General features: G+C 34.3%; 1 protein-coding gene and 1 pseudogene. One reads left to right on the top strand and one right to left on the bottom strand.

Going from position 1 to position 1,690, the window contains the following annotated elements; translation table 11 throughout:
- Nucleotides 1–766: pseudogene (locus tag AC1DOS_RS19955) on the bottom strand (tyrosine-type recombinase/integrase); the annotation flags it as partial.
- Nucleotides 767–936: 170 nt separating this feature from the next.
- Between AC1DOS_RS19955 and AC1DOS_RS19950 the strand changes: the two are divergent.
- The gene (locus AC1DOS_RS19950; protein ID WP_477538885.1) at nt 937–1,602 is read left to right on the top strand and encodes an HAD hydrolase-like protein; all 666 of its coding nucleotides are present in this window, start codon (nt 937–939) and stop codon (nt 1,600–1,602) included.
- The last annotated feature ends 88 nt before the right edge of the window (nt 1,603–1,690 follow it).

Here is a 1,690-nt window from a genome sequence, read left to right as displayed (position 1 = left end):
CTTCTCGTGTCCCAGAAGACTTTGAATAACTTCAATTGGTGCTCCATTATTCAACAAATGAGTAGCATAGCTGTGTCTGAGTTGATGTGGATGGATCTCTTTATTAATTCCAGCACGATTTGAAATCCTCTTGATGATGTATCTCATTTGGGCGACACTCATTATATGTGGGTGCCTTTCAGTGACGAAAATGGCAGGATTATTGTCAGTGCGACTGTCCATATAGCATTTAAGCCATATGTCGCAGCGTATATTAAAATAAACTTCTCTCTCCTTATCCCTTTTCCTCTAACTATTGTAGATTGATTGGACCAATTAATATGGTTCTTTTCTAACGAAACGATTTCTCCGATTCGACAACCGGTAGAAAACATTAACTCAAAGATYGCTTTYTCWATTGGTAAATGACAGGCTTCACGCAAAAGTTCGATTTCCMTTTCGGTTAAATACTTRKGWATYCGCTTGCCCACTTTCGGTTMWTTAATTTTYGCAGCTGGATTCTTWMGTATGTTGCCCTCTTCATGGGACCAAGGGAATAACGATTTCAGAAATCGGATTCTATGTGCAAGACTYGCTKGTTTTAAATGCTTCCCTGAAATCGCAAGGTATTCTTTCAATAGATTAGTGTCAAGAATTGTTATTTCAACATCTTAAAATAATTAATAAGTAATGTTAATTGGAGTCGATAAGCCTTTAATGTCTGTGGAGAAAAGCCTTCGATTCTTTTATCAGATTCAAATGCTTCCCATGCTTTTGACAGTAGCAATTTTGTTCCCCCTCAAAAAAGTATCATTAAAGGAAATATTGCCATTTCTATCGAAATTAAGACATATTGATATTTTACTAACGGGGCAGGTTAGTTGAATAAGTGCTTGATTTTTTTAAAGATTCTTATGATAAAGTTAAGTTGGGATTTGATACAAAGGGGAGTTTAATATGGACAAATACAAAATAATTTTATTTGATTTAGACGGAACGCTTTCAGACCCTAAAGTAGGTATAACGAAGTCTGTTCAATATGCATTGCAGAAAATGCACATTATTGAGTCTGATATTGATAAACTTGAATGTTTCATTGGTCCACCACTTCAAGATTCTTTTGCTGAATATTACAATTTCGATGAGGAAAATACGCAAAAAGCCATTGATTTTTATAGGGAAAGGTTTAGAGAGATAGGGATGTTTGAAAATGAGTTATATTCAAATATATCGTTACTATTGAAATCATTGAAAGACCTAAATTTCACTTTAGTTGTTGCAACATCAAAGCCTACTGTATTTTCTGAACAAATACTAATTCATTTTAATATTGACCAATATTTTGACCTTGTTGTCGGAAGTAATATTGATGGAACAAGAACAGCAAAAACAGAGATTATTCAATACATACTCGATATGTACAATGGGCATAAGCTAGATGACTTTATTATGATTGGTGACAAGAAGCACGATATCATTGGGGCAAATAATAACGGTATTGACTCTATTGGAGTAACTTATGGATATGGTTCATATAAAGAACTAAGTCATTCTAACCCTACCTATATTGTCAAAAGTGTTGACCAGTTACAAGACATTTTGATTGGAAGTCAAGTCAAATAAGTGATGTTTAGTTCTTCAACTAACGGGTGTTTTACTTCAAGAAGGAGTGAAGCCTTTTTTCTTATTGAACTAACGGGGCAGGTTAGTT

The organism is Paenisporosarcina sp. P5_A11 (assembly GCF_056400705.1).
This window is presented reverse-complemented; position numbering and strand designations above follow the sequence as displayed.

What these genes read in the sequence shown, in the direction of transcription:
- AC1DOS_RS19950 (WP_477538885.1), top strand. Translation starts at nt 937, where the DNA reads ATGGACAAATACAAAATAATTTTATTTGATTTAGACGGAACGCTTTCA.